Source organism: Streptomyces sp. NPDC107538, from assembly GCF_055657445.1.
The window spans coordinates 529140-553670 of record NZ_JBVKAY010000006.1 but is presented as its reverse complement, the minus strand read 5'-3'; the positions used below and the strand labels follow the sequence as shown (position 1 = coordinate 553670).

Annotated in this window: 29 protein-coding genes; 21 read left to right on the top strand and 8 right to left on the bottom strand. The window is 72.0% G+C overall.

All coding sequences use genetic code 11. The annotated features are described in order from the left end of the window. Positions 1-17: 17 nt before the first annotated feature. Positions 18-626, top strand: coding sequence for a GNAT family N-acetyltransferase (locus tag ACZ7MG_RS24065; RefSeq protein WP_471383282.1), 609 nt, complete (start codon positions 18-20; stop codon positions 624-626). Positions 627-671: 45 nt separating this feature from the next. Beyond that, positions 672-1568: an arginase family protein gene (locus ACZ7MG_RS24060; RefSeq protein WP_471383281.1), complete on the top strand. Its 897-nt coding sequence runs from the start codon at positions 672-674 to the stop codon at positions 1566-1568. A 3-nt stretch (positions 1569-1571) separates the two neighbouring features. Here ACZ7MG_RS24060 and ACZ7MG_RS24055 read toward each other — a convergent pair whose 3' ends face one another. Continuing rightward, positions 1572-1925, bottom strand: coding sequence for a VOC family protein (locus tag ACZ7MG_RS24055; protein WP_471383279.1), 354 nt, complete (start codon positions 1923-1925; stop codon positions 1572-1574). Positions 1926-2081: 156 nt separating this feature from the next. On the opposite strand from ACZ7MG_RS24055, the gene ACZ7MG_RS24050 reads away from it, so the two are divergent. The 14 genes from ACZ7MG_RS24050 to ACZ7MG_RS23985 all read left to right on the top strand — a co-directional run bounded on the left by ACZ7MG_RS24050 (position 2082) and on the right by ACZ7MG_RS23985 (position 12236). Beyond that, complete coding sequence (locus tag ACZ7MG_RS24050) at positions 2082-2573, top strand: phage holin family protein (RefSeq protein WP_471383278.1); 492 nt, start codon at positions 2082-2084, stop codon at positions 2571-2573. Between the two features lie 143 nt (positions 2574-2716). Further along, positions 2717-4099: an NAD(P)/FAD-dependent oxidoreductase gene (locus tag ACZ7MG_RS24045; RefSeq protein WP_471383277.1), complete on the top strand. Its 1383-nt coding sequence runs from the start codon at positions 2717-2719 to the stop codon at positions 4097-4099. Further along, positions 4096-5943: a transketolase gene (locus ACZ7MG_RS24040; protein WP_471383276.1), complete on the top strand. Its 1848-nt coding sequence runs from the start codon at positions 4096-4098 to the stop codon at positions 5941-5943. The genes ACZ7MG_RS24045 and ACZ7MG_RS24040 overlap by 4 nt, the downstream gene beginning before the upstream one ends. A gap of 29 nt (positions 5944-5972) precedes the next feature. Then, the gene (ligD, locus tag ACZ7MG_RS24035) at positions 5973-6893 is read left to right on the top strand and encodes a non-homologous end-joining DNA ligase (protein ID WP_471383275.1); all 921 of its coding nucleotides are present in this window, start codon (positions 5973-5975) and stop codon (positions 6891-6893) included. 52 nt (positions 6894-6945) lie between these two features. Then, positions 6946-7302, top strand: coding sequence for a gas vesicle protein GvpO (locus ACZ7MG_RS24030; RefSeq protein WP_471383274.1), 357 nt, complete (start codon positions 6946-6948; stop codon positions 7300-7302). Positions 7303-7364: 62 nt separating this feature from the next. Then, positions 7365-7790: a gas vesicle structural protein GvpA gene (locus ACZ7MG_RS24025; RefSeq protein ID WP_471383273.1), complete on the top strand. Its 426-nt coding sequence runs from the start codon at positions 7365-7367 to the stop codon at positions 7788-7790. Further along, on the top strand, positions 7787-8536 hold the full coding sequence (locus ACZ7MG_RS24020; protein WP_471383272.1) for a GvpL/GvpF family gas vesicle protein: 750 nt from the start codon (positions 7787-7789) through the stop codon (positions 8534-8536). Before ACZ7MG_RS24025 ends, ACZ7MG_RS24020 begins: the two co-directional genes overlap by 4 nt. Positions 8537-8565: 29 nt before the next feature. Beyond that, positions 8566-8829, top strand: a complete 264-nt coding sequence (locus ACZ7MG_RS24015) for a gas vesicle protein GvpG (RefSeq protein WP_471383270.1) — start codon at positions 8566-8568, stop codon at positions 8827-8829. Continuing rightward, a complete protein-coding gene (locus ACZ7MG_RS24010; RefSeq protein ID WP_471383269.1) occupies positions 8826-9422 on the top strand; it encodes a DNA primase in 597 nt (198 codons plus the stop codon). Before ACZ7MG_RS24015 ends, ACZ7MG_RS24010 begins: the two co-directional genes overlap by 4 nt. Beyond that, positions 9415-10620 carry an SRPBCC family protein gene (locus ACZ7MG_RS24005; RefSeq protein WP_471383268.1) on the top strand — a complete coding sequence of 402 codons (1206 nt, stop codon included), beginning with the start codon at positions 9415-9417 and terminating at the stop codon, positions 10618-10620. The genes ACZ7MG_RS24010 and ACZ7MG_RS24005 overlap by 8 nt, the downstream gene beginning before the upstream one ends. Further along, positions 10617-10982, top strand: coding sequence for a gas vesicle protein (locus ACZ7MG_RS24000; protein WP_326574836.1), 366 nt, complete (start codon positions 10617-10619; stop codon positions 10980-10982). The genes ACZ7MG_RS24005 and ACZ7MG_RS24000 overlap by 4 nt, the downstream gene beginning before the upstream one ends. Further along, positions 10979-11773: a GvpL/GvpF family gas vesicle protein gene (locus ACZ7MG_RS23995; RefSeq protein ID WP_471383265.1), complete on the top strand. Its 795-nt coding sequence runs from the start codon at positions 10979-10981 to the stop codon at positions 11771-11773. The genes ACZ7MG_RS24000 and ACZ7MG_RS23995 overlap by 4 nt, the downstream gene beginning before the upstream one ends. Continuing rightward, complete coding sequence (locus ACZ7MG_RS23990) at positions 11770-11958, top strand: gas vesicle protein (RefSeq protein ID WP_005482370.1); 189 nt, start codon at positions 11770-11772, stop codon at positions 11956-11958. The genes ACZ7MG_RS23995 and ACZ7MG_RS23990 overlap by 4 nt, the downstream gene beginning before the upstream one ends. Beyond that, complete coding sequence (locus tag ACZ7MG_RS23985) at positions 11955-12236, top strand: gas vesicle protein K (RefSeq protein ID WP_005482371.1); 282 nt, start codon at positions 11955-11957, stop codon at positions 12234-12236. Before ACZ7MG_RS23990 ends, ACZ7MG_RS23985 begins: the two co-directional genes overlap by 4 nt. A gap of 45 nt (positions 12237-12281) precedes the next feature. Here the strand turns inward: ACZ7MG_RS23985 and ACZ7MG_RS23980 are convergent, their stop codons facing one another. Then, positions 12282-13112 (bottom strand): class I SAM-dependent methyltransferase, encoded by an 831-nt coding sequence (locus ACZ7MG_RS23980; RefSeq protein WP_471383263.1) that lies wholly within the window; start codon positions 13110-13112, stop codon positions 12282-12284. 135 nt (positions 13113-13247) lie between these two features. Beyond that, positions 13248-14741 (bottom strand): phosphatase PAP2 family protein, encoded by a 1494-nt coding sequence (locus tag ACZ7MG_RS23975; protein WP_471383262.1) that lies wholly within the window; start codon positions 14739-14741, stop codon positions 13248-13250. A 204-nt stretch (positions 14742-14945) separates the two neighbouring features. Here ACZ7MG_RS23975 and ACZ7MG_RS23970 point away from each other — a divergent pair, with 204 nt between their 5' ends. From ACZ7MG_RS23970 to ACZ7MG_RS23960, 3 genes are read left to right on the top strand one after another with little or no spacing between them, the layout of a single operon-like run. Further along, positions 14946-16565, top strand: a complete 1620-nt coding sequence (locus ACZ7MG_RS23970; RefSeq protein WP_471383260.1) for an ABC-F family ATP-binding cassette domain-containing protein — start codon at positions 14946-14948, stop codon at positions 16563-16565. Positions 16566-16609: 44 nt separating this feature from the next. Further along, entirely contained in the window at positions 16610-16867 is a 258-nt protein-coding gene (locus ACZ7MG_RS23965) for a DUF6158 family protein (protein WP_471384000.1), read from the top strand. 8 nt (positions 16868-16875) lie between these two features. Next, positions 16876-17463 (top strand): TIGR03086 family metal-binding protein, encoded by a 588-nt coding sequence (locus ACZ7MG_RS23960; RefSeq protein WP_471383259.1) that lies wholly within the window; start codon positions 16876-16878, stop codon positions 17461-17463. Positions 17464-17604: 141 nt separating this feature from the next. On the opposite strand, the gene ACZ7MG_RS23955 is transcribed toward ACZ7MG_RS23960, so the two are convergent. The 4 genes from ACZ7MG_RS23955 to ACZ7MG_RS23940 form a co-directional block, all read right to left on the bottom strand. Continuing rightward, positions 17605-19746, bottom strand: a complete 2142-nt coding sequence (locus tag ACZ7MG_RS23955) for a catalase (RefSeq protein WP_471383257.1) — start codon at positions 19744-19746, stop codon at positions 17605-17607. Then, complete coding sequence (locus ACZ7MG_RS23950; protein WP_471383255.1) at positions 19743-20303, bottom strand: type 1 glutamine amidotransferase domain-containing protein; 561 nt, start codon at positions 20301-20303, stop codon at positions 19743-19745. The genes ACZ7MG_RS23955 and ACZ7MG_RS23950 overlap by 4 nt, the downstream gene beginning before the upstream one ends. A 26-nt stretch (positions 20304-20329) precedes the next feature. Beyond that, positions 20330-20749, bottom strand: coding sequence for a CBS domain-containing protein (locus ACZ7MG_RS23945; RefSeq protein ID WP_471383253.1), 420 nt, complete (start codon positions 20747-20749; stop codon positions 20330-20332). A gap of 88 nt (positions 20750-20837) precedes the next feature. Further along, complete coding sequence (locus ACZ7MG_RS23940; RefSeq protein WP_471383252.1) at positions 20838-21284, bottom strand: DUF2795 domain-containing protein; 447 nt, start codon at positions 21282-21284, stop codon at positions 20838-20840. A 159-nt stretch (positions 21285-21443) separates the two neighbouring features. On the opposite strand from ACZ7MG_RS23940, the gene ACZ7MG_RS23935 reads away from it, so the two are divergent. Then, positions 21444-21575: a hypothetical protein gene (locus ACZ7MG_RS23935; protein ID WP_471383251.1), complete on the top strand. Its 132-nt coding sequence runs from the start codon at positions 21444-21446 to the stop codon at positions 21573-21575. A 77-nt stretch (positions 21576-21652) separates the two neighbouring features. On the opposite strand, the gene ACZ7MG_RS23930 is transcribed toward ACZ7MG_RS23935, so the two are convergent. Then, complete coding sequence (locus tag ACZ7MG_RS23930; protein WP_471383249.1) at positions 21653-23461, bottom strand: thiamine pyrophosphate-requiring protein; 1809 nt, start codon at positions 23459-23461, stop codon at positions 21653-21655. Between the two features lie 234 nt (positions 23462-23695). Between ACZ7MG_RS23930 and ACZ7MG_RS23925 the strand changes: the two genes are divergently transcribed. Continuing rightward, the gene (locus ACZ7MG_RS23925; RefSeq protein WP_471383248.1) at positions 23696-24484 is read left to right on the top strand and encodes an RNA polymerase sigma factor SigF; all 789 of its coding nucleotides are present in this window, start codon (positions 23696-23698) and stop codon (positions 24482-24484) included. Positions 24485-24531: the final 47 nt, after the last annotated feature.

Sequence of the window (24531 nt, the reverse complement as noted above, 5' to 3'; positions counted from 1 at the left end):
CGACGTACCGTGGCGGGGTGTCCGAGAACGTGCGTCATCTCGTCGAAGGCCCCCGCGTCGGTATCCGGCACTTCACCGCCGCCGACGCGGCCGAGTTCACCGCGCGGGCGCGGGAGAGCAAGGCCCTGCACCAGCCGTGGCTGTTTCCGCCGACCACCGCCACCGCGTACAGCGCCTACGCGGGGCGGCTGATCGAGGATCCGACGAAGGCCGGGTTCCTGGTGTGCGAGAGGGACGGCGGAGGGATCGCCGGGTTCATCAACATCAACAACATCGTGGAGGGCGGCTTCCAGAGCGCGGCCCTCGGCTACGGGGCCTTCGCGCACGCCGCCGGGCGCGGGCTGATGGCGGAGGGGCTCGGGCTGGTCGTCGAGTACGCGTTCACCTTCATGGGACTGCACCGGCTGGAGATCAACGTGCAGCCCGGGAACGCCGCGTCCATCGCCCTCGCCCAGCGCTGCGGGTTCCGGCTGGAGGGGTTCTCGCCGGACTTCCTGTTCATCGACGGGGCGTGGCGGGACCACCAGCGGTGGGCGATCACCACGGAGATGGAACGCCCCGACCCGGGCACGGGCCGCGACCCGGGCGCGGGCCGTGCCCCGGGGCCGGCCGCACGGCCGGAATGATCCGTTCCCGTCCCGGTGGCGGGCGGGGTCCCGCAGGATGGGGCCATGCGCAGCATCGTCGTCGTGGACGCCCCCTCCAACCTCGGCCTCCGGCCGCCCGCCCCCGGTACCGTGCCCGGCTGCCACAAGCTCGCCGGTGCCCTGCGGGAACAGGGCATCGTGCGGCGGCTTCGCGCGCTGGAGGGCGGGGTGGTGGTGCCGCCGCGCTACGACCGAGGGGACTGGCAGGAGGGCGACGGCGTCTTCAACGCCGCCGCGATCGCCTCGTACACGCGCCGGCTCGCCGACCGGATCGAGCGGCATGTCCGGGCCGGTGAGCTGCCCGTCGTCCTCGGCGGGGACTGCTCGATCCAGCTCGGCGCGTCGCTCGCGCTGCGGCGGACCGGGCGCTACGGGCTGGTCGCGATCGACGCCTCGGCCGACTTCCGGCACCCGGGGAACTCCGACGCGGTCGGCGCGGCCGGCGGCGAGGAACTGGCGCTCGCCACCGGACGCGGACAGCCGGACCTCACCGATCTGGAGGGCCTGCGCCCCTACCTGCGCGACGAGGACGTACGGCTCTTCGGCATCCGGGACGCGTTCGAGGAGGACCGCGGTGAGCTGGCCGCGCTGAAGATCCCGGTCGTGACGGTCGGCGACCTGCGCACCTGGGGCGCGGACGATCTCGCCCGGGTCACCGCGCAGAGCTTCGAGACGCCCGAACTCGGCGGTTTCTGGGTGCACCTGGACGCCGACGTCCTCGATCCGTCCGTCATGCCCGCCGTCGACAGCCCCGACCCGGACGGGCTCCTGCCCGACGAACTGGCCGCGCTGCTCGGCCCGTTGGTCCGCTCACCGCACTGCGTCGGACTCAACATCACGATCTACGACCCCGATCTGGACCCGGACGGCACGGCGGGCGCGCTGCTCACGGACCTCGTCGTGGCGGCCTTCGGCCGGTGACGCTCACCCCGCCGACCGGCGGTCCGCGTACTCGTAGACCGAGCCGTCGGGGTGCACCGCGATGAGATTGCGGCCCACGGGGGTGGGGATCGGACCGGCCAGGACCCGGGCGCCGGAGGCGGTGAGGACCTGGCCCGCCTCGTCGACGTCCTCGACCGCGAGGGTGGCGGCGACCTTCCGCAGGACCTCCAGCTCCGACTCCGGGCCGCTCATCAGCAGGAAACAGCCGACGGCGGCGACCTGGACGCCACCGCGTTCGAAACGCATCGCCGGTCCGCCCGAGAGTCTCTCGTAGAACGGGACCGCGGCTTCCAGGTCGTCGACGCAGATGCGGAGCGTGGTACCGAGAATCTCCATGGGGGAAAGCCTAGTTGGGACCGGCCGGTCAGGGAGATCGTTCCGCGGCGGTTTCCCGCACCTCTCGCGGCGAGCGAGCGGACGGGCGAGCGAGAGGGCAGGCGGGCGCCGCGTCACGCCGCGTTACGCGGAAACCGGCACGGGTACTCGGCCGCCATGGACCGCTTGGATCATCTGGAACATCTGGACAAGCACCTGGCCGACGAACTGGCGCAGGTGGCGCGCGAGACCATCCGCGACGAACTGCGGCAGCAGACCCGTAAGCAGCGCCGCAAGGCCGCGCTGTACGCCGCGTCCGGGGCGCTCGCCCTGTACGCGGGCGCCGCGCTGGCGCTCGCCCTCGGTCTGGCGCTCGCGTTGGGTCTGCCCGACTGGGCCGCAGCGCTGATCACGGCCGTCGTGCTCGGCGCGGCGGCGTACCTGCTGAGGGGCGCGGCGCGGCCCTCGGCGTCCCGGCCCACGGCCGAGCGCGCGGGAGATCACGCGGCGGCCGGTCACCGGGCCCCCGGCGGCACGGCACCGGGAACGCCCCCGGGCGGGACGGGACCGGCCGGCTATCCGCCGGTGCCGCCCGTGGCCCCCGGCGGCGCGGCCGGCGCGCCCCCGCCGGCCGGCGTCGACCCCCACCAGCCGCCCCCGGCCCGGTGAGCGGCGGGCGGCCGGTTTGGGCGCCCCGACCAGGGGGACGCGGAAGGCCCGTACGTCACAGGACTCCTATGCCTGAGGACGCTCAGGACCTCGCACCCGAGGACGCTGAGGTACCCCATGCGTGACCCCGCCGGAGGCGAACCGTGAGTCGACCCCGCATCGTGATCGTCGGTGCCGGCTTCGCCGGCTACCGGACGGCCCGCATCCTCGCGCGGCTGACCCGGAACAAGGCCGACATCACCCTGCTCAACCCGACCGACTACTTTCTGTATCTGCCCCTGCTGCCCCAGGTCGCCGCCGGCATCCTGGAGCCACGCCGGGTCACCGTCTCCCTCACCGGCACCCTGCGCCATGTACGGCTGGTGCTCGGCGAGGCCGACGACATCGACCTGGACGCGCGGACCGTGCGCTACGTCGACCCCGAGGGCGATGTCGGCACACTGACCTACGACCGGCTGGTGCTCGCCGCCGGGAGCGTCAACAAACTGCTGCCCATCCCGGGGGTCGCCGAGCACGCCCACGGCTTCCGGGGGCTGCCGGAGGCGCTGTACCTCAGGGACCATGTGACGCGGCAGGTGGAGCTGGCCGCCGCCGCCGACGATCCCAAGAGCGCAGACGCGCGCCGCACCTTCGTGGTGGTGGGCGCCGGGTACACCGGCACCGAGGTCGCCGCCCAGGGCCAGATGCTCACCGACGCGCTGGTCCGGAAGCAGCCGCTGCGGCAGGGGGTACGGCCCCGCTGGATGCTGCTCGACATCGCGGACCGGGTGCTGCCCGAGATGGACGAGAAACTGTCGCGGACCGCGGACAAGGTGCTGCGGCAGCGCGGCGTCGACGTACGGATGGGGACCTCCGTGAAGGAGGCGACCCCGGGCGGAGTGCTGCTGAGCGACGGGGAGTTCGTCGACACGCGCACGCTGGTGTGGTGCGTGGGCGTACGGCCCGATCCGCTCGCCGAGTCGCTGGGACTGCCCCTGGAACGCGGCCGGTTGCTCGTCGAGCCCACGCTGCAGGTGCCGGGGCGGCCCGAGGTGTTCGCCTGCGGGGACGCGGCGGCCGTACCCGATCTGACCAAGCCCGGCCAGTACACCCCGATGACCGCGCAGCACGCCTGGCGGCAGGGCAGGGTGGCCGCGCTCAACGTCGCCGCCTCCCTCGGCCGCGGTGAGGCCAGGCCCTACCGGCACAGCGACCTCGGTTTCGTCGTGGACCTCGGCGGGGTCAAGGCCGCCGCCAACCCCCTCGGCATCCCGCTGTCCGGCCTCGCCGCCGGCGCGGTCACCTGCGGCTACCACCTGGCCGCCATGCCGGGCAACCGCGTCCGCGTCGCCGCCGACTGGCTCCTCGACGCCGTACTGCCCCGCCAGGGCGTCCAGCTGGGCCTGGTCCGCTCCTGGGCCGTCCCCCTGGACACGGCCTCCCCCGAACTGGCCAAGCGGCCGGGCTCGCCGGAGACGGCGGGGAGGACGAAGTCGGCGGACGCCCACCCCCACAAGCCCGCCAAGGGTTCGGAAGGAGAGTCATGAACAGCCGTCAACTCACCGAGCTGGCACAGCAGTTGCGGGTGGACAGTGTGCGCGCGTCGGACGCCGCGGGTTCGGGGCATCCGACGTCGTCCATGTCGGCCGCCGAGCTGATGGCGGTCCTGCTCGCGGGACATCTGCGGTACGACTTCGAGCGCCCCCAGCACCCCGGCAACGACCGTTTCGTCCTGTCGAAGGGCCATGCCTCGCCCCTGCTGTACTCCGCGTACAAGGCGGCCGGCGCGATCAGCGAGACCGAGCTGATGACGTTCCGGAAGCTGGGCAGCAGGCTCGAAGGGCACCCCACGCCCCGCAGGCTGCCGTGGGTGGAGACGGCCACCGGCTCGCTCGGTCAGGGGCTGCCCGTCGGCGTCGGCATCGCGCTGGCCGGGAAGCGGCTGGACCGCACCGGCTACCGGGTGTGGGTGCTGTGCGGCGACAGCGAACTCGCCGAGGGCTCGGTGTGGGAGGCCGCCGAACACGCCGCGTACGAGCATCTGGACAATCTGACGGCGATCGTGGACGTCAACCGGCTCGGACAGCGCGGCCCCACCCGGCACGGGCACGACCTGGACGCCTACGCCCGCCGCTTCGCCGCCTTCGGCTGGCACACCATCGAGATCGACGGCCATGACGTGGACGCCGTCGACCGCGCGTACGGCGAGGCCGAGTCCACCAAGGGCCAGCCGACCGTGATCCTCGCCCGCACCCTCAAGGGCAAGGGCGTCGAGGCCGTCCAGGACCGCGAGGGGATGCACGGCAAGCCGCTCAAGGACGCCGACGAGGCGATCGCGGAACTCGGCGGCGTACGCGACCTCCGCATCGAGGTCCACGAGCCGCCCGCCGCCCGGATGCTGCACGCCGTACGCACCGGGCACCTGGAGCTGCCGCGCTACGAGACCGGTGACGAGGTCGCCACCCGGAACGCCTTCGGACAGGCCCTCGCCGCGCTCGGCACCGCGCGCGGCGACGTGGTCGCCCTGGACGGCGAGGTCGGCGACTCCACCCGCGCCGAGTTCTTCGCCAAGGAACACCCCGACCGGTACTTCGAGTGCTACATCGCCGAACAGCAGCTGGTGGCCGCCGCCGTGGGCCTCGCGGCGCGCGGTTGGGTGCCGTACCTCTCCACGTTCGCGGCGTTCCTCACCCGCGCCCACGACTTCATCCGCATGGCGTCGGTCAGCGGGGCCGGCATCAATCTCGTCGGCTCGCACGCGGGCTGCGCCATCGGCGAGGACGGGCCCTCGCAGATGGGGCTGGAGGACCTGGCGATGATGCGCTCGGTGCACGACTCGACCGTGCTGTACCCGTGCGACGCCAACCAGACCGCCAAGCTGGTCGCCGCGATGGCCGGCCTCGAAGGCGTCCGCTATCTGCGCACGTCCCGGGGCGAGTCGCCCGTCCTCTACAGCCCGACCGAGGAGTTCCCGGTCGGCGGCAGCAAGGTGCTGCGCGCCTCCGACACCGACCGGCTGACCGTCGTCGCGGCCGGGGTCACCGTGCACGAGGCCCTCAAGGCCGCCGAGGCACTGGACGCCGAGGGCATCCAGGTCCGGGTGATCGACCTCTACTCGGTCAAGCCCGTCGACCGCCGCACCCTGCGCGAGGCCGCCGAACGCACCGGCTGCATCCTCACCGTCGAGGACCACCACGAGGAGGGCGGACTCGGTGACGCGGTCCTCGACGCCTTCCTCGACGGCCGCCCGGTGCCCCGCCTGGTCCGCCTCGCCGTCCGGACGATGCCGGGCTCGGCCTCCCCCGAGGAGCAGCTGCGCGCGGCGGGCATCGACGCGGAGGCGATCGCGGTGGCCGGACGGCTGCTGGTGGAGCACGCGATCACACCCTGAACGGCCCGCGCACGGAAGGGAGTTCGGCCATGGGGAACGACACCGGGTCACTGCGGGTCGGCCGCCGCGCGATCGAGATCCACCGCCCGGACAAAGTGCTGTTCCCCAGCGGCGGCGGCAAGGAGTACACCAAGGGTGATCTCGTCGCCTACTACCGGGCCGTCGCCCCCTACATGCTGCCCCAGCTGCGCGGGCGCCCGCTGATGCTGGAGCGGCACCCCGACGGGCTCGACGGGCCCATGTTCATGCAGAAGAACACCCCCGAGCACTATCCGGAGTGGATCGAACGCGTCGAGGTGCCCAAGGAGGGCGGCACGGTCCTCCACCCGGTCTGTGCCGACACCGCCACCCTCGTCTACCTCGCCGACCAGGCCTGTCTCACCCTGCACCGCTGGCTCTCCCGGACCGGCGGCATCGACCGCCCCGACCGGCTGGTCATCGACCTCGACCCGGCGGTGGACGACTTCGACCGGGTCCGGGAAGCGGCCCGGGACGTACGGGAGTTGCTCGACGAGCTGCGGCTGCCGTCCGTCCCGATGACCACCGGATCCCGGGGCGTCCACGTCGTCGTACCGCTCGACGGGCGCGCCGACTTCGACGCGGTGCGCGACTTCGCCGGGCAGCTCGCCGGGGAACTCGTCCGCGCCCGCCCCGAGCGGCTCACCACCGAGCCCCGCAAGAAGGACCGGGGCGACCGGCTCTACCTCGACATCCAGCGCAACGCCTACGCCCAGACCGCCGTAGCCCCCTGGTCCGTGCGCGCCCGCCCCGGCGCGCCCGTCGCCACGCCCCTGACCTGGGAACAGCTCGACGACCCGGCCGTCGACGCCCGCCGCTGGACCCTGGCGGACGCCGTCGAACAGGCCCGTACCGACCCCTGGGGAGGGGCGCTGAGCAGGGGCCGGGCGCTGGGCCCGGCCCGGCGGCGGCTCGCGGCGCTGCGCGGCTGAGACGAAAAGGTTTGGCCAACGGACGCGGGGCCACTCGGTGTTCGAGGTGGCCATGTCGAACACATCCAACACATCAAAAGCCCAGAATTCACGTAAAGCACAAGAATCCGATGAAACGGACGAGGCCCGGGAGTCCACGGACGACCGGCCCAGCCCCATGGAGGTGCTGCGCCATGCGCGGGGACAGCTCGCGGAGCTGACCGGTATGGCGCCCGAGTCCGTGTCGTCGTTCGAACAGACCGAGAGCGGCTGGACGTTGGAGGTCGAGGTCCTGGAGATCGCCAGGGTCCCCGACACCATGAGCCTGCTCGCGAGCTATCGGGTGGAACTCGACTCCGCGGGCGAGCTGACCGGCTATCGGCGCGTCCGCCGCTACGAGCGCGGCAGGGCGGACCCGCATCGCCGTTAGACCGCCGTCCCGTTCCAGCATCCCCGGTCAACACCCGACAACAACAAGGAGGACCGGCCGGCATGACCGTAGTACCTGCACAGCAGTCCGGTGGCGGAGGCGGCAGCAGCGGCCTGTACGACGTCCTGGAACTCATTCTCGACAGGGGGCTCGTCATCGACGCCTTCGTACGGGTCTCCCTGGTCGGCATCGAGATCCTGAAGATCGACGTCCGCGTCGTCGTGGCCAGTGTCGACACCTATCTGCGCTTCGCCGAGGCGTGCAACCGCCTCGACCTGGAGGCCGGGCCGCGCAAGAGCCCCGGCCTGCCGGACCTCGTCGGTGAGATCACCGAGTCCGGCGCCCGCGGCAAGTCCAAGGGGGCGCTGTCCGGCGCCGCCGAGACGATCTCCGACGCCTTCAAGCAGGCCCGCGACGAGGAGCAGACCGAGTCGCGGCCCCGCGCCCGTAGGAGCACGAGCTCGCGCAAGAGGGAGGAACAGGAGTGAGCACGTACGTCTACGGCATCACCGCCGGCTCGCACCCCGCCCTCCCCGAGGGCATGGGCGGGGTGGGCGATCCCGCGCGCCCGGTGCGGATCCTCAGGGAGGGCGAGCTGGCGGCCCTCGTCAGTGAGGCCCCCGAGGGGCTGCGCCCGAAGCGCAAGGATCTGCTCGCCCACCAGAACGTGCTCAGCGAGGCGGGCGCGGGCGGTCCGCTGCTGCCCATGCGGTTCGGCAGCGTCGCCCCCGACGACGCCTCGGTCACCGGGGTGCTCGCCGAGCGCGCGGAGCACTACCGGGAGCGGCTCGGCGCCCTCGACGGCAAGGTCGAGTACAACGTCAAGGCCAGCCATGACGAAGAGGCCGTGCTGCATCGCGTGATGGGGGAGAACCCCGAGCTGCGCGCCATGACCGAGGCCAACCGGCAGGCGGGCGGCGGCACCTACGAGGACCGGCTGCGGCTCGGCGAGATGGTCGTCGCCGCGGTGCAGGCCCGTGAGGCCGACGACGCGACGGAGCTGCGGCGGGTCCTGGAGCCGGCCGCCGACGCGGTCAGCGCGGGCCCCGACTCCACCGGCTGGCTGGCCAATCTGTCGTTCCTCGTGGAGCGGGAGTCGGCCGCGGTGTTCCTCGACGCCGTGGAGGAGGTCCGCAAGAGCCATCCGCACATCGAGATACGGGTCAACGGACCGCTGCCGCCGTACAGCTTCGTCGAACCGGGGCCCGCGCAGCCCGCGGAGACGCCCCACTGACGACGCGCCGAGGCCGAGGAGGAGAGCACATGGGACTGATCACAGAGGTACTGCTGCTGCCGTTCGCACCGGTCCGCGGCAGCCTCTGGACGGTGAGACAGGTGCTCACCGAGGCCGAGCGCCAGTACTACGACCCGGCGGCCGTCCGCGCCGATCTCGCCCGCCTCGAGCAGCGGCTCGAAGCGGGCGAGATCGATGAGGAGGAGTTCGACCGCCTGGAGGACGAGCTTCTCGACCGGCTGGAGATCAGCGCGCGCAGGAGCACAGGAACCGGCAACGGGACGACACAATGAATCGAATCGGACTGGGCCTCGCCGTAGGGGCCGGATACGTCCTCGGACGTACCAAGAAGATGAAACTCGCGTTCGCCGTCGGCACCATGGTGGCCGGCAAGCGGATGCACCTCGGCCCCCGGGCCCTCGCGGAGCTGGTCTCCCAGCAGCTGCAGAACAACCCGCAGTTCAAGGAGCTGGGGGACCAGCTCCGCGGGGACCTGCGCGGTGTCGGCAAGGCGGCCACCGGCGCGCTGGTCGAGCGGCAGATCGAAGGGCTCGCCGACCGGCTGCACGGCCGTACCTCCCAGGTCCGCGACCAGCTCGACGGAGTGACGCCGGACCTGTCCGACGAGTCCGAGCGGGACGAGGAGGAGCCTGACGAGTCAGGCCCTCCGGCGAAGAAGGCCGCCGCGCGCAGGACCGGCCGGGACAAGCCGCCGGCGAAGAAGACGGCCGCGAACAAGCCCCCCGCGAAGAAGACGGCAGCCAAGAAGACCGCGGCCAAGAAGCCGGCCGCCAAGAAGACCGCCTCCGGCCGGGCACCGGCCAAGAAGGCGGCGCGCCCGGCCACCGGATCGCGGGCCACGAAGGGAGGCGGCGGCGATGACTGAGACCCTCGGCGCGGCGGCCGGCCGCGCGACCGGCGGAGCGTCCGGAGCGACGGACCGGGCGAAGGACGCGACAAAGGATGCGACGAAGAGCAATCCGCTCACCGACCTCGCCCACAGCGAGGCCGTCGACCATCTCAAGGAGGAGGCCCAGGCGTATCTGGCCGCCCAGGCCCAGCGGCTCCTGGTCGGCGCCGGCCGCAAGCTCGGCGAGACGACCGGAAAGCTCAACGACATCGCCGAGGGCAACAGCCCCGGCTTCGCCAAGCTCGCCCTCGACGGCGGCCGCAAGCTCGCCGAGGGCAAGGGCCCGCTGCGCACCGCGCTGGAGGTGGGCGCCGGCCGGGCCAAGGACAACGTGCTCGGCGCGCTCAAGAACCTCGGCGGCGGCAAGGGCAAACGCAAGGGCGGCTCGGGCAACAAGCCCACGGTGATCATCGAGTCCGTCGACGTCGGCGTGCCGGTGCGCACCGCGTACGACCAGTGGACCCAGTTCCAGACCTTCAGCACCTTCGCCAAGGGCGTGAAGAGCGCCAACCAGGCCGACGACACCCACTCGGACTGGCAGATGAAGGTCTTCTGGTCCAACCGCAGCTGGAAGGCGCACACCACCGAACAGGTGCCCGACCAGCGGATCACCTGGACGTCCGAGGGCGCCAAGGGCACCACGAAGGGCGCCGTCACCTTCCACTCCCTCGCGGACGACCTCACCCGGGTCCTGCTCGTCATCGAGTACTACCCGAAGGGCCTCTTCGAGAAGACCGGCAACCTCTGGCGCGCCCAGGGCCGCCGGGCCCGGCTCGACCTCAAGAACTTCGTCCGCTTCATCACCCTCAGGGGCGAGGCCGAGGACGGCTGGCGCGGCGAGATCCGCGACGGCGAGGTCGTCGTCAGCCACGAGGACGCCCTCGCCGAAGAGGAGCAGGAAGAGCAGCAGGAGCGGGACGACGAGGCCCCGGAGGACGAGGGGGCCGAGGAGGCCGAGGCCGGGTACGAGGACGAGCCGGAGCCCGACGACGAGGCCGAAGAGTACGCCGACGAGGACGAGGACGGCGAGCTGGAGGACCCGGAAGAGGTACCGGAGGACGAGTACGACGACGTTCCCGAGGCCGAGGACGACGCCGGGGAGGACATCGACGAGGAACCGTACGAGGATGAGGACGAGGAACGGGCGGCCGGCGTCGGCGGGAGCCGACGATGACCTTCCCGAGCCGAGTCCCCGAGCCGTACGGGCAGAACGGGAGTGCCAATCTGGCCGACATTCTGGAGCGGGTGCTCGACAAGGGGCTGGTGATCGCGGGCGACATCCGCATCAACCTGCTCGACATCGAACTGCTCACCATCAAGCTGCGCCTGATCGTCGCCTCCGTCGACAAGGCCAAGGAGATGGGGATCGACTGGTGGGAGACCGACCCGGCACTGTCCTCGCACGCCCGCCGCGACGAACTCTCCCGTGAGAACGCCGAGTTGCGCGCCCGGCTCGCGGAGCTGGACGACGGCGGGTACCGGCGCGAGCCGGAGCCGGCCATCGAGCGTGGCCGCGCCAGAGAGGAGCCCTCATGACCGGACTGCGTTACGTGTACGCCGTCTGCCGCCCCTTCGACGCGGCGCTCCAGTCCCAGCTGACCGGGGTCGCGGGCGCACCGCCCCGGCAGCTGCGCCACCACGACCTGATCGCCGTGGTCAGCGAGGTGCCGGAGCGCGACTTCGCGGAGGAGCCGCTGCGCGCCCATCTGGAGGACCTGGACTGGCTGACCGAGACCGCCCGCGCCCACCAGAGCGTGATCGACGCCCTCACCGTCGTCACCACGCCCCTGCCGCTCCGGCTCGCCACCGTCTTCCGCGACGACAGCGGTGTGCGGGTGATGCTGGAGGCCCGCGAGGAGGGCTTCCGGCGGACCCTGGAGCGGCTGTCGGGCCGGGTGGAGTGGGGCGTCAAGGTGTACGCCGAGCCCGCGGACTCCGCGGAGCAGGAGCAGCCCCAGGCGCCCGCGAAGGTCTCCAGCGGGCGCGACTATCTGCGCCAGCGGCGGCGGAGCCACCGGGCCCACGAGGAGATGTGGGAGAACGCGGACCGGTTCGCGCGCGAGCTGCACGACACCCTCACGGCGTTCGCCGAGGACACCCGGCTGCACGCCCCGCAGAACTCCGCGCTCTCCGGCGTTCCCGGCCGCAATGTGCTGAACGCGGCCTATCTGGTGCCGCGCGCCCATTCCGAGGAGTTCGTGGAACTGGTGGACCGCACGAAGGGCGATGAGCCGGGTTTGCGGGTGGAACTCACCGGGCCGTGGGCGGCCTATTCCTTCAGCGGCGAGTCCGGAGAGTCCGGAGAGACCGGGGAGGACGGCCTGTGACCGTGATCGAACGGCGGGAGGTGGCCCTCGTCGACCTGCTCGACCGGCTGCTCGCCGGCGGGGTCGTCATCACCGGTGACCTCACGCTGCGCATCGCGGACGTCGACCTCGTCCGCATCGACCTGAACGCGCTGATCAGCTCCGTGAACGAACAGGTCCCGTCACCCTGGGGAGGCATCGAGTGACCGGCCGCAACCGCGTCGAACTGGAGCCCGACACGGTGGAGAGGGACCTGGTCAAGCTGGTCCTCACCGTCGTCGAGCTGCTCCGTCAGCTCATGGAACGGCAGGCGCTGCGCCGCTTCGACACCGGGGAGCTCTCGGAGGACCAGGAGGAGCGCATCGGGCTCACCCTGATGCTGCTGGACGACCGGATGACCGAGCTGCGCGAGCGCTACGGACTGCGGCCCGAGGACCTGAACCTGGACCTCGGGCCGCTCGGACCGCTGCTGCCGCGGGAGTGAACGCGGGGACGGGTGGAGGGGTGGGCGGAGGGGTGGGCGGGGCTTTCAGGCCGCCTTGCGGCAGAGGATCTCGCCGTGCAGTACGGCGAACCAGCCGTCCTCCCGCCGCCCCCACTCCCGCCAGGCCGCCTCGATCGCCCGCAGCCGCTCGACCGTGGCGTGACCGCCCGCCGTCGCCCGTTCGGCGTACGCGGAGGCGACCGTCCGGTCCGCCCACAGCCCGCTCCACCAGGCCCGCTCCTCGGCCGTGGCGTAGGTCCAGGTGGCGGAGGTCGCCGTGATGTCGGTGAGCCCGGCGCGCAGGGCCCAGGACTTCAGCCGGCGCCCCGCGTCGGGCTCACCGCCGTTGGCGCGGGCCACCCGGCGGTACAGGTCCAGCCAGTCGTCCATGCCCTCGGACTCGGGGAACCAGGTCATCGCCGCGTAGTCGGAGTCCCGGACGGCGATGATCCCGCCCGGCCTCGTCACCCGGCGCATCTCGCGCAGCGCCTGCACCGGGTCGCCGACGTGCTGGAGCACCTGGTGCGCGTGGACCACGCAGAAGGTGTCGTCCGGGTACTCCAGCGCGTGGACGTCCGCGACGGCGAAGTCCACGTTCTCCAGGCCGCGTTCGGCGGCCGCGGCGCGGGCCTGGTCCAGGATGCCGGGCGCGTGGTCGACACCGGTGACGTGCCCGTCCGGGACCAGGGCGGCCAGGTCCGCGGTGATGGTCCCCGGACCGCAGCCGATGTCCAGGATCTTCATGTGGGGCTTCAGTGAACTGAGGAGGTAGGCCGCCGAGTTGGCGGCCGTCCGCCAGGTGTGCGAGCGCAGCACCGACTCATGGTGTCCGTGCGTGTAGACGGCGGTCTCCCGCGCCTTCGATGCCTTCGACATGGCCGTTCCCCTTCCACGAGGACCGCGAGGACCGCGAGTTCGTACTCGAACCGTAGGCGACCGCGCCGAATAATGAGACCGCCGTCTTGAATACTGGACCGCCGATGGGGTGCGGCGAGGGGTCGGTGGAAGGGCTCAGTGGAAGGGCACGGGCCGGTAGACCGTCAGCGCCTCCGGGATCTTCCGGAGCGTCAGATCGCCCTGCGCCTCGGTGACTTCACCGTCGTACGCGAGGAGGGTGCCCGGTGCGATCCCGTCCACTCGGAGCCGTCGTACGCGGACCGCGGCGTGGGCCGGGGTGCGGGTCAGCGGGCCGGCGGCGGCCGCGGCCAGCAGTCGCAGGGCCGGGCGGCGGCCGCCGTGCACGACGCGGACGTCCAGCAGTCCGTCGGCCAGGTCGTAGCGCCGGACCGGGGCGAGGCCCAGCCGGTGGTACGTGCCGTTGCCCGCGAAGAGCAGCCAGATCGGGCGCGGCCGGCCCTCGAAGGTGGCCTGCAGCGGATGCCGGTCGGAGCGCAGGACCCGCAGGGCCGCGAGCACGCCCGCCGGCCAGCCGCCGACCATCCGCTCCCAGCGCTCGCGCTCCCGCACCAGCTCGGGGTAGACGCCCAGGCTGAACGTGTTGACGAAATGGCCCTCGGTGTCGCCGGTCGTGAAGTGCCCCAGGTCCACCCGGACGGCCTCGCCCTGGCGCACGGCACGGGCCAGGTCGCGTACGTCCTCCACGCCGAGGTCGTACGCGAAGTGGTTGAGGGTGCCGCCGGGGAGGACGGCGAGGGGGAGGCCATGGCGCAGGGCGACCTCGGCGGCGGCGTTCACCGTGCCGTCGCCGCCGCACACGCCGAGCACCCGGGCGTGGGCGGCGGCCTTCTCCAACTCGGCCCGCACGTCCTCCGGTTCGCACTCCACGGTCTCGGCGGCGGGCAGCACGTCGCGCAGGGCGCGCACCCGGTCCGACGTCCCCGAGCCGCGGTTGGCGACCACCACCAGGCCGTGCCCGTCCGGCAGCGCGGGCGCGTCCACGTACGGGCGGCCGGGCGGCGGGAGCTGGTCCCGGGTCGGCACGATGCCCCGTACGGCGTAGGCGGCGCCGACGCCGAGGGCGGCGCCCACCAGGACGTCGCTCGGGAAGTGCACGCCCGTGTACACGCGGGACAGCGCGACGGCGGTGGCCAGCGGGGCGACCGCGGCGCCCCAGCCGCGTGACTCCAGGGCGACGCCGGCGGCGAAGGCGGCGGCCGAGGCGGAGTGGCCCGAGGGGAAGGAGGTGGTGATCGGCTGCCGCTTCAGCTGCCGGGTCAGCGGCACGTTGTCCAGGATCGGGCGGGGGCGGCGGATCGAGCGCTTGCCCAGGGTGTTGATCGTCGCCGAGGCGAGGGCGAGGGAGGCGACGCCCCGCACGGCCGCCCTGCGGGCCCTCGGGCTCCGGGTCGCGGCGATCGCCGCGGCTGTGGCGAACCACAGGACGCCGTGGTTCGCGGCGCGGCTCAGCTTGGGGAGGAAGGGGTGCGCGCCGGGCCAGTCTCGGGTCGCCACCGCGTTGAAGAGGCGGCTGTCCGCGGCGAGGAATCGGTCGCGGAGGATGTGGTGGCCCGGGGGGCGGACGGTGAGGTCGACGTCTGGGGTCATGAGACCACGGGTACCCCATGGCGAGGGAACCGTGTCGGGCGGGGTGGGGGTGGGTGGGGTTTCGTTGCCGGGTGCGGGTCCGGTGGGGCTTCTCGCGCCCACGCGGCGGAGCCGCATATCGATACAGCCCCGCGCCCCTGAAAAGCGGGCCCGCACCCGAAATGGATTTGCCCGGGTGACGGGGTGGCTCGGAGAATGCGCCGCATGGGACATCTCGAAGCCGCTCATCTGGAGTACTACCTGCCGGACGGGAGGGCGCTGCTCGGGGATGTGTCCTTTCGGGTGGGGGAAGGGGCCGTCGTCGCCCTGGTCGGGCCCAACGGGGCCGGGAAGACGACCTTGCTGCGGCTGATCTCCGGGGAGCTGAAGCCGCACGGCGGGTCCGTGACCGTCAGCGGCGGGCTCGGGGTGATGCGCCAGTTCGTGGGGTCCGTCCGGGACGAGACGACCGTGCGCGACCTGCTGGTGTCCGTGGCCCAGCCGAGGATCAGGGACGCCGCGAAGGCCGTCGACGCCGCCGAGCACGGGATCCTGACCGTGGACGACGAGGCGGCCCAGCTGACCTACGCGCAGGCCCTCTCCGACTGGGCCGAGGTGCGCGGCTACGAGGCCGAGACCCTCTGGGACATCTGCACCATGGCCGCGCTCGGCGTGCCGTACGAGAAGGCCCAGTGGCGGCAGGTGCGGACACTCTCCGGCGGTGAGCAGAAGCGGCTCGTGCTGGAGGCGCTGCTGCGCGGCACCGAGCAGGTCCTCCTCCTCGACGAGCCCGACAACTACCTCGACGTCCCCGGCAAGCGCTGGCTGGAGGAGCGGCTCAAGGAGACCCGCAAGACCGTGCTCTTCGTCTCCCACGACCGGGAACTGCTCTCCCGCGCCGCCGAGAAGATCGTGAGCGTGGAACCGGGCCCGGCGGGCGCGGACGCCTGGGTGCACGGCGGCGGGTTCGTCACCTACCACGAGGCACGGGCGCGACGCTTCGAGCGCTTCGAGGAACTGCGCCGGCGCTGGGACGAGAAGCACGAGCAGCTGAAGAAGCTCGTCCTGAACCTCCGGCAGGCGGCCGAGAACAGCGTCGCGATGGCCTCCCGCTACGCCGCCGCCCAGACCCGGCTGCGCAAGTTCGAGGAGGCCGGACCACCGCCCGAGCCGCCGCGCGAGCAGGACATCACCATGCGGCTCAAGGGCGGCCGTACGGGCGTCAGGGCCGTCACCTGCGAGGCACTTGAGCTGACCGGCCTGATGAAACCCTTCGACCTGGAGGTCTTCTACGGCGAACGGGTCGCCGTCCTCGGCTCCAACGGCTCGGGCAAGTCCCACTTCCTGCGGCTGCTCGCCGGCGACGAGGTGGCCCACACGGGCGAGTGGAAGCTCGGCGCCAGGGTCCTGCCGGGGCACTTCGCGCAGACGCACGCCCACCCGGAGCTGGAGGGGCGCCCGCTGCTCGACATCCTGTGGAAGGAGCACGCCCAGGACCGGGGCGCCGCCATGTCCCGGCTGCGCCGCTACGAGCTGACCAAGCAGGCCGAGCAGCCGTTCGACCGGCTCTCCGGTGGCCAGCAGGCCCGCTTCCAGATCCTGCTGCTGGAGTTGCAGGGCGTCACCGCCCTGCTCCTCGACGAGCCCACCGACAACCTCGACCTGGAGTCGGCGGAGGCCCTGCAGGAGGGCCTGGAGGCCTTCGACGGCACGGTCCTCGCCGTCACCCACGACCGCTGGTTCGCTCGTTCGTTCGATCGCTATCTGGTCTTCGGCTCCGACGGCCGGGTACGGGAGACCCCGGAACCGGTGTGGGACGAGCGCCGCGTGGAGCGTGCCCGCTAGCCCGCCCGCACAGGGGCCCGGGGCCCCGGATGTTCGTACAGTGGATGGAGGACCACGACGATCGGGGTACCACCATGACCGGAGTGCACCCGGACCAGCTGGACGACCAGCAGTTGATGAAGGAACTGGAGTCGATCCACCGCACACGGCACGACACCCTGCTGCACGGATCGACCGAGGCGCTGCGCACCCACAACGAACGGATGGCGCAGCTGGAGGGCGAGTATCTGCGCCGCCATCCGCGCCGGCCGGTCGTTTCCGGCCGGACACGGGAGGGCGCGCGGGAACGAGGGCCGGAATGACAGCCGGTATGACATCGGAGTCGCGGGCGAGCGCGCTGCTCACCCGGCATACCGAGGCCCAGGACGTCTTCGGCACACGGGTCCACGCCGTCCGCGACGACCAGTGGGGGGCGGGTACCCCGTGCGCCGAGTGGTCGGTACGTGACCTCGTCAACCATCTCGTCTCCGAGCAGCTGTGGGTGCCGTCGCTGGTACGGGACGGCTGCATGATCGAGGAGGTCGGCGACACGTTCGAGGGTGATCTGCTGGGGCCGGACCCCGCGGCGTCCTGGGACACCGCCGCGCACTCCGCGCGGGAGGCGTTCGGGGCGGCCGGTGCGCTCGAACGCACGGTTCATCTGTCCTACGGGGACACTCCGGCGACCGCGTACTGCGCGCAGATGGTCGCCGATCTCGTGGTGCACGCGTGGGATCTGTCGCGGGCGATCGGGTACGAGGAGCGGTTGCCGGGGGAGCTGGTGGCGTTCGCGGCGGAGGAGATCGCGCCGTACGCCGCGGAGCTGGAGAAGAGCGGGTTGTTCGGGGCGGCGGTGGAGCCGCCGGTGGGGGCCGACGCCCAGACCAGGTTGTTGTGTCTGCTCGGGCGTCGGCCCTAGACCCGGTGACCCGGTCTGATCTCGGGGCCTGGGGTGCGTTGCGGGGTGCGGGTGCGGGTGCGTCGTGGTCGCTCGCGCAGTTTCCCGCGCCCCTGAAGGGCTGGGCCGACCCCTTCGGGGTGGCCCAGCCCTTCTCCGTCGTCAGCAGCGTGTCGGTGGGCGGTTCCAGTGGCGGTGGGCGGCTATCGCCGCGACGAACTCCCTGGTGAAGTCCTCGCTCGCAGTGCCCTGGGCCGTGTCCGTGACCACGCCGCGGTCGGCGACCACGTGGTGGAACTCCGAGGAGAGGCGGACCCCCTCGGGCTGAAGCGCGGCGAGGATGCCGACGCCGGAGCCCAGGGCGCCGATCGGCTTGCCGTGGCGGTAGGCGTCGCGGACGAAGCGCATGGCGTCGGGGTCGGTCGACGGGGACGGCGTGGCGACGGGACCGCCGGGCAGCAGGACCGCGTCGTACAGGACGGACGCGACCGTCGGCAGGGCCCGGTCCACGGTGTACTCCGCGCCGTCCGCCCCGCGCACGGTGCCGTCCTGGGCCGCCAGCGCCTCCACGATCGCGCCCTCGGCCGCCAGCGCCTCCCGCACGCTCGTCACCTGCTCGGCGTCCACACCGTCGGCGACCAGCACCGCGATCTGCCGGGTGCGGATCGAACCGGGGCCGCGCTGCGACTCCAGACTGAGGGCGGGCGAGGTGAGCTTGTACGCCACCGGCTCGGCGTCCGACGGAACGGGTACGCCGATGCCCTTGGCCACCTCGGCCGCCAACTCCGGGTCCACCTTGGCCAGTTCCCCGACCGTACGGGCGCGGACGGTGAGCGCGCCGACCTTGCCGAGTTCGAAGCGGAAGGCGGCCACGATGTGCTCCCGCTCCCACGGGGCCATGCTGTTCCAGAACAGGGCGGGCTGGCTGTGGTGGTCCTTGAAACTCTCGCTGCGGCGGCGGATCTTGGCTCCGTCGACGCGCTCGGCGAGATGCGTGTAGGCGTGCGGGTCGACGCCCGCGTGGGCCGGGCAGCCGCCGCCGAGGGAGTTCGGGGAGTAGTTCGTGCCGCCGTGGATCGCCGACTGGTGGTAGCCGTCACGCTGGTTGGTGCGCACCGGGGCGACCGGGCGGTTCACCGGCAGTTGACTGAAGTTGGGGCCACCCAGGCGGATCAACTGGGTGTCCAGGTAAGAGAAGTTGCGGGCCTGGAGCAGCGGGTCGTTGGTGAAGTCGATGCCGGGGACGACGTTCGCGGTGTGGAAGGCGACCTGTTCCGTCTCGGCGAAGAAGTTCTCCGGGTTGCGGTCCAGCACCATACGGCCGATCGGCCGTACCGGCACCTGCTCCTCGGGGATGATCTTCGTGGCGTCGAGCAGATCGAAGTCGAAGGCGAACTCGTCCTCCTCCGGCACCAGTTGGACGCCCAGCTCCCATTCCGGGTACTCGCCGGCCTCGATCGCGTCCCACAGGTCCCGCCGGTTGAAGTCCGGGTCCCGGCCCTGGCACTCCTGCGCCTCGTCCCACACCAGCGAGTGCGTGCCCAGCTTCGGCTTCCGGTGGAACTTCACGAACGTGCCCCGCCCGTCGGCGGTCACGAACCGGAAGGTGTGCACGCCGAAGCCCTGCATCATGCGGTAGCTGCGCGGGATCGCCCGGTCCGACATCAGCCACATGATCGCGTGCAGGGTCTCCGGCTGGAGCGACACGAAGTCCCAGAGCGTGTCGTGCGCGGACGCGCCCGTCGGGATGTCGTTGTGCGGCTCCGGCTTCACCGCGTGCACGAAGTCGGGGAACTTGATGCCGTCCTGGATGAAGAAGACGGGGAAGTTGTTCCCGACCAGATCGTAATTGCCGTCCGACGTATAGAACTTGGTGGCGAAGCCGCGTACGTCCCGCACGGTGTCCGCCGAGCCGCGTGGCCCCTGCACGGTGGAGAACCGGACGAAGACCGGGGTGCGGACCGAGGGGTCCTGGAGGAACGCGGCACGGGTGAACTCCGCGCAGGACTCGTACGGTTCGAAGTAGCCGTAGGCGCCCGCGCCCCGCGCGTGGACCACCCGCTCCGGGATCCGCTCGTGGTCGAAGTGGGTGAGCTTCTCCCGGAAATGGAAGTCCTCCATCAGCGTCGGCCCGCGCTCGCCGACGGTCAGGGAGTCGTCGGTGTGGTCGACGGCCACGCCCTGGTCGGTGGTGAGGGGACCCGACGCCGGGTCGGCGGGACGGGCGGCCTCCCGCTGCTCCCGCTTGCGGTCCATGGGGTCCAGGGGGCCCATGGGGTTCGAGCTGTTCGAGGGGGAACTCATCGGACGGCCTCCCGCTCCTGGGCGACTTCGGCGAACACGTCGAGGAACGCCTCGCAGAACGCCTTGAGGTCGTCCGGTTTGCGGCTGGTGACCAGCTTGGCCGGGCCGTGGTCGCAGATCCGGACCTGCTCGTCGACCCAGGTGCCGCCCGCGTTGCGGATGTCCGTGCGCAGACTCGGCCACGAGGTCAGGACCCGGCCGCGGACCACGTCCGCCTCGACCAGCGTCCACGGCGCGTGACAGATCGCGGCGACCGGACGGCCCCGCTCGAAGAACTCCCGGACGAACGCCACGGCCCGCTCGTCCATGCGCAGGAAGTCCGGGTTGGCCACCCCGCCGGGCAGCACCAGCGCGTCGAACGACTCGGCCGGGGCCTCGCCCACCACGGCGTCCACGGGGAACGTGTCCGCCTTGTCGAGATGGTCGAAGGCCTGGATCCGGCCTGCTTCCGTCGACACCAGCACGGGTTCGTGGCCGGCGTTCTCCGCCGCCCGCCAGGGTTCGGTCAGCTCGATCTGTTCGACACCCTCGGGTGCGGTCAGGAATGCGATACGCATCGTGTTCGGTCCCTTCGTCGCTGATGTCAGGTGTCCGGAGCCGCCCGGCTGATGTGGGCGAGTGCCGAACCCGGGTCCTGCGAGACGGCCAGGTCGCCGAGGCTGACCACGCCCACCGGCCGCCCGTCCTCCAGGACGGGCAGCCGGCGTATCGCGTGGTCGCGCATCAGTCCGACCGCGGCGGACACCGCGTCGTCCGGGCCGACCACGACCGGGTTCGGGGTGCAGACGGCCTCGGCGCTCACGGTCAGCGGGTCCGCGCCCTGGGCGACCGCCCGCAACGTGATGTCACGGTCGGTCAGGACGCCGATGAGCCGCCCGTCCGTCGCGACGAGGACATCACCGATGTCCTGGGCCCGCATCAGCTGCGCCGCCTCGACGAGCGAGGCGTCCGGCCGGACCGTCACCACACCCGCCGTCATGACGTCCCTCACGAACTCGGCCATGGCTCTCCGGGTCCTTCCCTCGCTCCGCCCCGGCTGCGGGGTCACGCCCACCTCGGCGTGACCTTGCCCGCAGTACCCGGGAGGAGGCCTATGTGTCCCCGTCGCGTGTGGATTCCGTACCGTCCGCCGAGTGCCGCGCCGCATCGCCCCCACTGTCGTCCTGGGCGTCGACCACGGCCTCCGCGAGCAGGTGCACCGAGTCGTAGCGGGCCTTGCGCGGCAGCCGCTCCAGGGGCTCCACCAGCGCGTCCGGGGCGTGCCGCCCCCGCAGGACCCGGATCAGTTCCGCCGGGCCCGCGGGGAAGGACGTACGGCCCAGGACCCGGGCCAGCTCCAGCCGCAGGGCCTCCACCCGGGCGGGCGCCCGGCTGGGTGTCACCGGCCCGTACGCGACCTCCGGGTCGTCCTCGGCGTACGGCTCCGGGTCGTGCCACTCCTCCGTCCGGGTGGGATGCCCCGAACGGAGCAGTCCCTGCAGTTCGTGCTTCATCTCGTCGTCGCGGTGGGCGCTCAGCCGGTCACTGCCTCGCTGCATGACTCCCCTCCAGATGGGTTTTCGTGGCCCCCGCGTACCCGAACACCCGACGCCGACACGGAGCGGTTCCGCTTCGCTGCCCCCGGGTTTGCCCGTCCGCGCGGGGGAGACCCGGCGGGACACCCCCCACCGCGTATTCCCTGGGGAAGGACCGGGCTCATGGCGGCTGTCGCTGTGATCATTCCGCTGCTGATGCTCGGCGTCGTACTGGCGCTGGGCCGCTACGAGGAGATGGTGCTGCCACCCGTCGACCAGGCCGACCTGCAGGACCAGGCCGTGTCGATCCGCTGAACGGGTGACGACGAGAGCGACGGGAGCGGCGCCCGGTGTCCAGGGCCACCGAGCGCCGCTCCGTCTGCCGCGCGCCCCTACTTCCCGCCCTTCTCCTTCTCCCGGTTGCCCGGCAGGAACTCCTGCAGCTTCGCCTTGAACCCCTGCTTGACCATCGAGCCCCGGTCGGCGTCGCCCTTGAGGATCGAGGCGGCCGTGGACTCCATCTGCTCCCAGGTGGCGTGCGGCGGGATCGGCGGCACGGCCGGATCGGTGAGGAACTCCACGACCGCCGGACCGTCCGCCGCGAGGGCCGCCCGCCAGCCCGCCTCCACGTCCTCCGGCTTCTCCACCCGGATACCGGTCAGCCCCAGCGAGCGCGCGAAGGCGGCGTACTGCACGTCCGGCAGCTCCTGCGAGGGCAGGAAGGACGGCTCCCCGCCCATGGCCCGCAGCTCCCAGGTCACCTGGTTCAGGTCGTGGTTGTTCCACACGGCCACCACCAGCCGCGGATCCTCCCAGCGGTCCTGGTACTTGGCCGCCGTGATCAGCTCCGCCATGCCGTTCATCTGCATCGCCCCGTCCCCGACCAGGGCGATCGCCGGACGGTCCGGATGCGCGAACTTCGCGCCGATCGCGTACGGCACCCCGCAGCCCATCGTCGCCAGCGTGCCCGACAGCGAGCCGCGCATGGTGCCCCGCATGGTGAGGTGCCGGGCGTACCAGTTCGCCGCCGAACCGGAGTCCGAGGAGATGATCGCGTCGTCCGGGACCAGCCCGTCCAGGACGTGGGTCACGTACTCCGGATTGATCGGGTCGGCCGACAGCTCCGCCCGGCGCGCCGTCACCTCGCGCCAGCGCGCCACGCCCGCGCACACCTCGTCGAACCACTCACGGCCCCGCTCCGGATCGATCAGCGGGATCAGCCGCTCCAGCGTCGCCTTCGCGTCCCCGATCAGATTCACCTCGTACGGGTAGCGCATCCCGACCATGTGCGGGTCGATGTCGATTTGCACGGCCCGCGCCTTGCCGAAGTCCGGCAGGAACTGCGAGTACGGGAAGGACGAGCCGATGGTCAGCAGCGTGTCGCAGTCGCGCATCAGCTCGTACGAGGGGCGGGTGCCCAGCAGCCCGATCGAGCCGGTGACATACGGCAGTTCGTCGCTCAGCGCGTCCTTGCCGAGGAGCGCCTTGGCGACGCCCGCGCCCAGCAGTTCGGCGAGGTGGGCCACCTCGGTGCGGGCCCCGGCGGCGCCCTGTCCGACGAGGATCGCGACCTTGTCCCCGGCGTTCAGGATCTCGGCCGCCCGCTCGACCGACTCGGTGGAGGGGACGGTCGTCCAGTCACCGCGGTCGAGGCTGGAGGGGACCATCTTGAACTCGTGGGTCGGCGCCGCGTACTCCAGTTCCTGTACGTCACCGGGGATGATCACGGCGGTCGGCGCCCGGCGGGCGTAGGCGGTGCGGATCGCCCGGTCGAGGACGTTCGGCAGCTGCTCGGGCACGGTCACCGTCTCGACGAAGTCCGAGGCCACGTCCTTGAACAGGGTGTGCAGGTCGACCTCCTGCTGGTACGAGCCGCCCATCGCGCTGCGGTGCGTCTGGCCGACGATCGCGAGCACCGGCACATGGTCCAGCTTGGCGTCGTACAGGCCGTTGAGCAGATGGATCGCGCCGGGGCCCGAGGTCGCCGCGCACACGCCGAGCCGGCCGGAGAACTTGGCGTAGCCGACCGCCTGGAACGCGGACATCTCCTCGTGCCGCGACTGGATGAACCGCGGCCGGTCCTCGGCCCGGCCCCAGGCCGCGAGCAGCCCGTTGATGCCGTCCCCTGGGTAGCCGAATACCTGTTCGACTCCCCAGTCGCGCAGCCTCCGCAAGATGTGATCGGCGACGGTGGTGCTCATACTGGACCTCCCGGGGTGTGATCTCCCGAGCGAGTCACCCGCGGGCGGAACGAGAAACTTCGAATGTGTTTGCCGTGCATGATCCGGGGCAGGCGCATAACAGTGCTTCGGACAGGAGGCACGTCCGTGGAAGTGGCGATTTCTCCCTCACGGGTGTGTCCGTTCCTGTTCGCGCCCGCGCCCCCACGGTGACCGTCCATCCCAGAGGCACCATCCAGGGAGTTGCGACGCATCATGCGTACCCAGGCGAAGCACCACCCGCACGACGACGCCCCCGACACGGCGGAGGCCTTCCGCAAGCTGGCCGCGCTTCCCCCGGGCCAGCAGCGGGACACTCTGCGTGACCAGATCATCGAAGCGTGGCTCCCCATGGCCGAGCGGCTCGCGGGCCGGTTCCGCAACCGCGGCGAGAGCTACGACGACCTCCGTCAGGTGGCCTCGCTCGGCCTCGTCAAGGCCGTCGACCGCTACGACCCCGAGCTGGGCAACGCCTTCGAGAGCTATGCCGTGCCCACCGTCACCGGTGAGATCAAGCGGCACTTCCGGGACCACATGTGGACCCTGCACGTGCCCCGCCGGGTCCAGGACCTGCGCAATCGTGTGCGGTTCGCCAGTCAGGACCTGTCCCAGACGATCTCCGGGCGACGGCCGACCGTCGCGGAGATCGCCCAGCACGCGAACATGAGCGAGGAGGACGTCCAGGTCGGGCTGGAGGCCCTGGAGAGCTTCACGGCGCTGTCGCTGGACGCGGAGCTGCCGGGGAGCGAGGACGGGTACTCGCTGAGCGACGCGCTGGGGGCCGCGGATCCGGCGCTGGACACGGTGGTGGACCGGGAGGCCGTGAAGCCGCGGCTGGCGGCGTTGCCGGAGCGGGAGCGGGCGATCCTGTACATGCGGTTCTTCGGGGACATGACGCAGAGCCGGATCGCGGAGCAGCTGGGGATCTCGCAGATGCATGTGTCGCGGTTGATCAGCCGGTGCTGTGACCGGTTGCGGGATCAGGTCATGAAGGACGCGGTGTAGCTCCGCTGGTTGGCCTGGGGCGCCGTGGGTTGGCTGGTGCGTCGTCG

Coding starts and splice junctions, on each gene's coding strand:
- ACZ7MG_RS24060 (WP_471383281.1), top strand. CDS start 672: ATGCGCAGCATCGTCGTCGTGGACGCCCCCTCCAACCTCGGCCTCCGG.
- ACZ7MG_RS24055 (WP_471383279.1), bottom strand. CDS start 1,925: ATGGAGATTCTCGGTACCACGCTCCGCATCTGCGTCGACGACCTGGAA.
- ACZ7MG_RS24050 (WP_471383278.1), top strand. CDS start 2,082: ATGGACCGCTTGGATCATCTGGAACATCTGGACAAGCACCTGGCCGAC.
- ACZ7MG_RS24040 (WP_471383276.1), top strand. CDS start 4,096: ATGAACAGCCGTCAACTCACCGAGCTGGCACAGCAGTTGCGGGTGGAC.
- ligD (WP_471383275.1), top strand. CDS start 5,973: ATGGGGAACGACACCGGGTCACTGCGGGTCGGCCGCCGCGCGATCGAG.
- ACZ7MG_RS24030 (WP_471383274.1), top strand. CDS start 6,946: ATGTCGAACACATCCAACACATCAAAAGCCCAGAATTCACGTAAAGCA.
- ACZ7MG_RS24025 (WP_471383273.1), top strand. CDS start 7,365: ATGACCGTAGTACCTGCACAGCAGTCCGGTGGCGGAGGCGGCAGCAGC.
- ACZ7MG_RS24015 (WP_471383270.1), top strand. CDS start 8,566: ATGGGACTGATCACAGAGGTACTGCTGCTGCCGTTCGCACCGGTCCGC.
- ACZ7MG_RS24010 (WP_471383269.1), top strand. CDS start 8,826: ATGAATCGAATCGGACTGGGCCTCGCCGTAGGGGCCGGATACGTCCTC.
- ACZ7MG_RS24005 (WP_471383268.1), top strand. CDS start 9,415: ATGACTGAGACCCTCGGCGCGGCGGCCGGCCGCGCGACCGGCGGAGCG.
- ACZ7MG_RS24000 (WP_326574836.1), top strand. CDS start 10,617: ATGACCTTCCCGAGCCGAGTCCCCGAGCCGTACGGGCAGAACGGGAGT.
- ACZ7MG_RS23995 (WP_471383265.1), top strand. CDS start 10,979: ATGACCGGACTGCGTTACGTGTACGCCGTCTGCCGCCCCTTCGACGCG.
- ACZ7MG_RS23980 (WP_471383263.1), bottom strand. CDS start 13,112: ATGTCGAAGGCATCGAAGGCGCGGGAGACCGCCGTCTACACGCACGGA.
- ACZ7MG_RS23975 (WP_471383262.1), bottom strand. CDS start 14,741: ATGACCCCAGACGTCGACCTCACCGTCCGCCCCCCGGGCCACCACATC.
- ACZ7MG_RS23970 (WP_471383260.1), top strand. CDS start 14,946: ATGGGACATCTCGAAGCCGCTCATCTGGAGTACTACCTGCCGGACGGG.
- ACZ7MG_RS23965 (WP_471384000.1), top strand. CDS start 16,610: ATGGAGGACCACGACGATCGGGGTACCACCATGACCGGAGTGCACCCG.
- ACZ7MG_RS23960 (WP_471383259.1), top strand. CDS start 16,876: ATGACATCGGAGTCGCGGGCGAGCGCGCTGCTCACCCGGCATACCGAG.
- ACZ7MG_RS23955 (WP_471383257.1), bottom strand. CDS start 19,746: ATGAGTTCCCCCTCGAACAGCTCGAACCCCATGGGCCCCCTGGACCCC.
- ACZ7MG_RS23950 (WP_471383255.1), bottom strand. CDS start 20,303: ATGCGTATCGCATTCCTGACCGCACCCGAGGGTGTCGAACAGATCGAG.
- ACZ7MG_RS23945 (WP_471383253.1), bottom strand. CDS start 20,749: ATGGCCGAGTTCGTGAGGGACGTCATGACGGCGGGTGTGGTGACGGTC.
- ACZ7MG_RS23940 (WP_471383252.1), bottom strand. CDS start 21,284: ATGCAGCGAGGCAGTGACCGGCTGAGCGCCCACCGCGACGACGAGATG.
- ACZ7MG_RS23935 (WP_471383251.1), top strand. CDS start 21,444: ATGGCGGCTGTCGCTGTGATCATTCCGCTGCTGATGCTCGGCGTCGTA.
- ACZ7MG_RS23930 (WP_471383249.1), bottom strand. CDS start 23,461: ATGAGCACCACCGTCGCCGATCACATCTTGCGGAGGCTGCGCGACTGG.
- ACZ7MG_RS23925 (WP_471383248.1), top strand. CDS start 23,696: ATGCGTACCCAGGCGAAGCACCACCCGCACGACGACGCCCCCGACACG.